The sequence below is a fragment of the Corallococcus sp. CA054B genome (assembly GCF_003611625.1).
Classification (GTDB): domain Bacteria; phylum Myxococcota; class Myxococcia; order Myxococcales; family Myxococcaceae; genus Corallococcus; species Corallococcus coralloides.
This window is the reverse complement of sequence record NZ_RAVY01000328.1, coordinates 1-6,067: the sequence shown is the minus strand read 5'-3', so window position 1 is coordinate 6,067 and position 6,067 is coordinate 1. Positions and strand designations below refer to the sequence as shown.

Annotated in this window: 5 protein-coding genes; 2 read left to right on the top strand and 3 right to left on the bottom strand. The window is 67.9% G+C overall.

Translation table 11 applies throughout. From position 1 onward, the window contains the following. Positions 1–197: 197 nt before the first annotated feature. Positions 198–851 (bottom strand): phosphatidylcholine/phosphatidylserine synthase, encoded by a 654-nt coding sequence (locus tag D7V80_RS39925; protein ID WP_120593010.1) that lies wholly within the window; start codon positions 849–851, stop codon positions 198–200. 239 nt (positions 852–1,090) lie between these two features. Between D7V80_RS39925 and D7V80_RS39920 the strand changes: the two genes are divergently transcribed. Together D7V80_RS39920 and D7V80_RS39915 are read left to right on the top strand one after the other, a co-directional pair. Beyond that, a complete protein-coding gene (locus D7V80_RS39920) occupies positions 1,091–3,559 on the top strand; it encodes a penicillin acylase family protein (protein WP_304988480.1) in 2,469 nt (822 codons plus the stop codon). 370 nt (positions 3,560–3,929) lie between these two features. Continuing rightward, complete coding sequence (locus tag D7V80_RS39915) at positions 3,930–4,382, top strand: DofA protein (RefSeq protein ID WP_120530077.1); 453 nt, start codon at positions 3,930–3,932, stop codon at positions 4,380–4,382. A 74-nt stretch (positions 4,383–4,456) separates the two neighbouring features. Here D7V80_RS39915 and D7V80_RS39910 read toward each other — a convergent pair whose 3' ends face one another. Together D7V80_RS39910 and D7V80_RS39905 are read right to left on the bottom strand one after the other, a co-directional pair. Then, positions 4,457–5,290, bottom strand: a complete 834-nt coding sequence (locus D7V80_RS39910) for a ThiF family adenylyltransferase (RefSeq protein ID WP_120593008.1) — start codon at positions 5,288–5,290, stop codon at positions 4,457–4,459. Between the two features lie 11 nt (positions 5,291–5,301). Beyond that, a complete protein-coding gene (locus tag D7V80_RS39905; protein ID WP_120593007.1) occupies positions 5,302–6,018 on the bottom strand; it encodes a class I SAM-dependent methyltransferase in 717 nt (238 codons plus the stop codon). Between the last annotated feature and the right edge of the window lie 49 nt (positions 6,019–6,067).

Genomic DNA, 6,067 nt, shown 5'->3' with positions numbered 1-6,067 from the left:
CTTCCCTCCCGCCTCGCCCAAAAGCCTTGAAGCCGCGGCAGCGGCCACACCTTCCAGGTGTGGCCCTCGCGGATCAGGTGGCGAAGCTAGGCACCCACCCCGGGACTGCCAACCGCCTCACCGTGGGAAAAACAGGGGAATTGCCCTCCAGAACGTCCACTGGATGGCACCACCCGTGCCCACCACGGCGGAAGACTTCAGAATTTCGGAATCCGCAACGTCTTGCTGATCATCGCGCTGCCGCTGGCCACGTAGAGCAGCGCCAGCGGGTGCAGCGTGAGCGGTCCCAGGTTCCACACCCCGCCCCACAACGCGTCGCCAATGCGGCCCTGCCACGTGGCCGCCGCCAGCACCATCACCAGGAGCAGGCTGGTGGGGATGGGGGTGCCCTCGAAGTACTTCACCTTGCCGGTGCCGTCGGACAGCTCCGCGGACGTGACGTTGAAGCGCGCCAGGCGGCTGATGCCGCACGCGACGAAGTAGAGCAGCGCCGCCACGTCCAGGTTGCCGCGCAGGCCCACCGCGAACGCCAGCGCCGCGGGCGCCATGCCAAAGGAGATGACGTCCGCCAGCGAGTCCAGGTCCGCGCCCAGCGGGGACTTGCGGAAGCGCCACCGGGCAATCCGGCCGTCCGCCACGTCCATCGCCAGCGCCACCGGCATCAGGCAGAACGCCACCCACAGCCAGCGTGGGTTGTTCGTGGCCAGCGCCTGCATGGCCGCGAGGATGGCCCCCGCGCCGGAGAAGCCGTTGCCGAGCGTGACGAAGTCCGCCAGCACGAAGGTGCGAATCATGGAGAAGTGGCGGCGCGGGCGGCGGGCCGCGGGCGGCGACGAGGGCTCGGACGTCATGGCTCACATGTAACACACACCGTCTTTCCGGCTTTCCCAAACCCACGACGCAGCGCATCTGGCCGTGTCATCCCCGTGAAAAAGTCAAATCCCAGAAACATTGACCGGCGAATCGCCACCTTCCTAGTCTCCGGGCCGCCATGCCCGAGCACATCCCCGATAATCTTCCTCCTCGCGGGGGGTTCCGTTCTGTCCGGACCCGCCGTCTTTCTCTCTCCCTGATCGCGTCCCTGGCGCTGGTGGCCACCGCCACCGGCTGTGAGGATGATCCCAAGCCCGTCGATCCGGGGCCCACCCCGACGACCCCGAAGTACACGGCGAAGATCAAGCGCACCTCCTACGGCATTCCGCACATCACCGCGGACAACTACGCCAGCCTGGGCTTCGGCCAGGGCTATGCCTTCGCGCAGGACCACGTCTGTACGCTGGCGGATCAGATCCTCAAGGTGCGCGGCGAGCGCGCGCGCTTCCTGGGTCAGGGCGCGGGCAACCGGCACGTGGGCTCCGACATCGCGTACCGGGCCATGGACCTGATGGGGCGCGCGGAAGCGGCCTTCCCCACCCTGTCGCAGGAAGTGCAGGACATGGTCACGGGCTACGTGGCCGGCTACAACAAGTACCTGGAGGACGTGCCCGCGGACGCCCGTCCCGCCGAGTGCGCCAACGCGGCCTGGGTCCGGCCCATCAGCACCACCGACCTGCTGGCGTACAACACGGACCTGACGCTGCTGGCGGGCATCAACGCGCTGGCGCTCACCATCCCGAACGCCACGCCCCCCGCCGTGAGCGCGCAGTCCGTGGACCCGCTGCAGGCCGCGCTGCGCCCGCAGATGCCGTCGCTGGAGGAGCTCCAGCGGCTGAAGCTGGCGGACTTCGGCAGCAACGGCTGGGCCATTGGCGGTGAGCGCACCGACAACGGCAAGGGCATGGTCATGGCCAACCCGCACTTCCCCTGGGAAGGCGAGCTGCGCCTGTGGGAGAGCCAGCTGACCGTGCCGGGCCAGATGAACGTCTACGGCGTGGGCCTCATGGGCGTGCCGGCGGTGCTCATCGGCTTCAACGAGCACGTGGGCTGGACGCACACGTTCTCCTCCGGCCAGCGCGCGACCCTCTACCAGCTGCAGCTCGTGGACGGGAAGCCGACCGTCTACAAGTACGGCAACGAAGAGCGCCAGATGACCTCCAAGACGATCACCGTCCTGGTGAAGCTGTCGGAAGGCTCGCTGACGAACTACTCGCAGACCGTCTGGTTCAGCCACTACGGCCCGATGATCGCCTTCCCGGACTCGGCCGCGCCGGGCTTCCCCGCTGGCACGCTGGGCTGGAACCCCAAGACGGCGCTCACGCTGCGCGACGCCAACATCGACAACACCAAGTTCCTGGACCAGTTCCACGGCATGAACAAGGCGAAGTCCCTGGCCGAATTCAAGGACGTCTACTCCACCCAGCAGGGCCTACCCTGGGTGAACACCATGTTCGCCGACAAGGACGGCAACGCCTGGTACACGGACGCCACGCCCACGCCCAACCTCACCAAGGACGCGTACACCAAGTGGCTCACCGAGGCGACCACGGGCTCCAACCCCATCACCGCGGGCATCTTCCAGGGCCTGGGCTTCGTGCTGCTCAACGGCAGCGACCCGGCCAATGAGTGGCAGGTGGAGCCGGGCTCGCGCAGCCCCGGCCTCGTGCCCTTCGCCAAGGTGCCGCAGCTGGAGCGCAAGGACTTCGTCTTCAACGCGAACGACAGCTACTGGCTGGCCAACCCCTCCCAGCCGCTCACCGGCTTCTCCCCGCTGCACGGCCTGGAGAACTTCCCCCAGTCGCCGCGCACGCGCATGAACGCCACGGTCCTCACGGAGGTCAGCGAGACCGGCGCCTCCGGCGCGGACGGCAAGTTCAGCCACGAGGAGCTGAAGGCGGCCGTGTTCAGCAACCGCAGCAGCATGGCGGAGCTGCTGCTCGCGTCCGTGGTGGAGCGCTGCACGGGCAAGACGACGGTGACCTACAACAACACCGCCGTGGACATCAGCCAGGCCTGCGCGCTGCTGGCCGGCTGGAACGGCCGCTACGACGTGGACCAGAAGGGCGCGTTCGTGTTCCGCGAGTTCCTGGGCGCGTACACCGGCGGCAACCTCCAGAACGCGGGCCCGCTGTTCTCCGTGGGCTTCAACCCGGCCAACCCCATCGCCACGCCCAACACCCTGACGCCCGCGCCCGCCACGGGTGACGACCCGGTGCTGGTGAAGCTGGCGCAGGCCGTCTTCACCATCACCCGCTCCGGCAACGCGCTGGACAAGACGCTGGGCCAGGTGCAGTTCACCACCCGCGCGGGCGCCCCCATCCCCCTGCACGGCGGCATGCACCGCGAGGGCGTCACCAACGTGATGTCCTACGGCGCCGCCCGCACCACGGTGTTCGACTTCGCCCAGCCCCACTCGGCCTCGTTCAACGCCAACACCCTGCTGGCGAAGGAGGGCTACCCCATCAACAACGGCAGCTCCTTCATCATGGCGCTCCAGTTCACCGACGCGGGCCCCACCGCCAACGCCGTGCTGACCTACAGCCAGTCCGGCGACCCCAAGTCCCCGCACTACGCGGACCAGACCCAGCTGTACTCCCAGAAGCAGTGGCGCCCCATCCTGTTCACCGACGCGCAGATCAACGGCGACGCGAACCTGGTGGAGACCACCGTCTCCGGCGGGTAACCGCGTCCGTCTGACGGCCTGAAGCCTCTGGAAGGCCCCGGGAGCCACCGTGCTCCCGGGGCCTTCTTGTTTTCATGGGGAGTCGCCGTTGAAACTTGTCACATGGAACGGAATAGACAGACAGGGCAGCCGGCCCCGGCGTCTGGGTTCAGCATCCGCTAGCGGACATCCAAGGGGGCCTCCGAGGCGAACACACAGTCCGTGACGCCGTCAGGGGTGCGCGGATGTGTCGTCTCAGCAATGTCAGCCTTCAGGGCTAGTTTCTTGACCGCGGCTGAAGAGCAGGATGTCCCCCAGGCCCAGGGAGAACGCCCGGACGCGTACCGACCGGGACGGCCGCTGGGTCCGACACGAAGGAGTCGCGAACGCCATGGCACTTCCGGTCTACAAGACAGACGTCATCGACAAGGTGTTCTTCCTGCGCTGGGACGCTCCACCGACGCCGGAAGAGATACAGGCGGTGTTTCAGAAGATGCAGGCCGCCTACCAGCAGCATCAGCAGCAGCCGCTGGTGCTGGTGACAATCGCGGGAGCGAAGTCCGCGGTCCCCAACAGCGAACAGCGCCGGCACCTGTCCAACATGCTGTCGGACGCGCGGGCGCTGTTCTCGGAAATCCACGTCATCATCGAAGGCAACGAGCTACAGCACAACCTCCAGCGCGTCATCGTGTCGGGGATGCTCATCGTCACGCGCACGTATGACGACCAGTTCATCCGCGTGCACAAGAACGCGGACGGGGCGGCGGGCTTCATCGCCCGGCGGCTGGGCGTGGATGGCACGCAGGTAGTGAACGAAGCGCGGTCGCGCGGCGTGGTGATGTAGTCCCCGGGGGGATTCGGGGGCCCTTTTCGAGGGCCCCCGGCCCCGGAGAGAGAAGCCTTCCGGGCGGGCGACCTTCAGCCCCTCGCGCCCTGCCCCACCGGGCGGGCCGGACGGGTGGCGCCGACGGAGCCGCGCACGTAGCGGTGGTCGAAGAGGTCCACGTAGAGGTACTCGGGCCAGGACACCATCGCGCGAGCCCCCAGCATCACGCCTCGCATGATTTCACTCACCATCAGCCCCGCGGCGGTGGTGGCGCCAATCACGCACGTGGGCGCGTGGCCCTTCCCCTGGTAGCAGGCATCCATGTACTCCTGGAGCATGTAGCTGCCCAGGTGCGGGATGATCTTGGGCAGGTCGATGCGGCCGTCCGGGAGGATGAAGAGCTCCTCGTAGAGCGGCGCGTCCGGCTGGAAGACGTGGAGCGCGGCGCCAAAGCCCAGCATCAGCCCGGTCATGATGGGGATGCCCAGCTGCCGGCACGTCTGGTGGAGCGACTCCTTGGCGCGGGCCCCCGCGATGTCGATGACCTCCACCACGTAGTCCACCGGCGGCAGGCCGCCCAGGCCCTTGAGCACGTCCGCCACGTTGTCGTCGGTGATGCCCTCCTTCACCTTCAGCACGCGCAGGTCCGGGTGGATGTCCCGGCACATGCGCTCCACCACGTCCACCTTGTGCTGGCCCAGGGTGCTTTCAAAGCAGCCAATCTGCCGGTTGATGTTGTGGCGCTCGTAGACGTCGAAGTCCGCGAGCGTCAGGCAGCCGAAGCCCAGGCGCGCCAGGTCCACCGCGCACTGGCCCCCGGCGCCGCCCACGCCGGCGATGAGCACGTGGGTGCTGGCGAGCTTGTCCATGGTCTGCGGGTGGAGGACGCCCAGGTTGCGCTGGAAACGGGGGTTCACGTTCGTCATGGAAGGGCTCCCTACTTGCGCATGCAGACGTAGAAGTTCTCGCCGTAGTAGTCGTCGCCGTCGGCCACCAGCGCCTCGCTGAAGCCCACCTTCTCCAGCAGCTTCACCGCCTGGTCCGTGTCCAGGAAGGTGACCATCTCGTTGGGGTCCGTGGTGAGCCGCTGGGCGCAGGTGCGGTGGTGGTTCACCGCGCGCTGGAGGCTCTCCGTCCACCGCCCCTGGGCCTCCCATTCCCGGATGGAGTTCTTCAGCACCAGCTCCAGGTCGGGCCGGGGCCGCTTGTTGCTCGTCATGCACAGGACGCCGCCGGGCTTCAGGTGCGTCCAGGCCTCGCGCAGCACGGCCTCCGGGTCCTTCACGTAGAAGAGGACGTTGTTCATCACCACCGCGTCCGCGGCCCCCTCCACCTCCAGGGGGAACTGCGCCACGTCCCCGGGCAGCAGCGTCCAGCGGGCGCGCACCGCCTCCGGCTCCTTCGCGCGGCGGCGCACCGCCAGGGCCAGCATGGCCTGGTTGTTGTCGAAGCCGACGACGCGCTGCCCGCGGCGCACCAGGGGCTCGCTCACGAGCCCCGTGCCACACCCCGCGTCGATGACGTAGGAGCGCTCCCGGGTGTCGCGGAGGATCTTCTCGCGCTGCCGCTGGTAGCACGGCAGCTCGGGGATCATCTGATCGTAGCTGTGCGCGAAGTCGTTCCAGATGTTGTCGACGAAGACGGTCTCGGGCATGGGTCCTCCCCCTCCGAGGGGAGTCAGGGTGAGACCCGTTGTTGTCTCC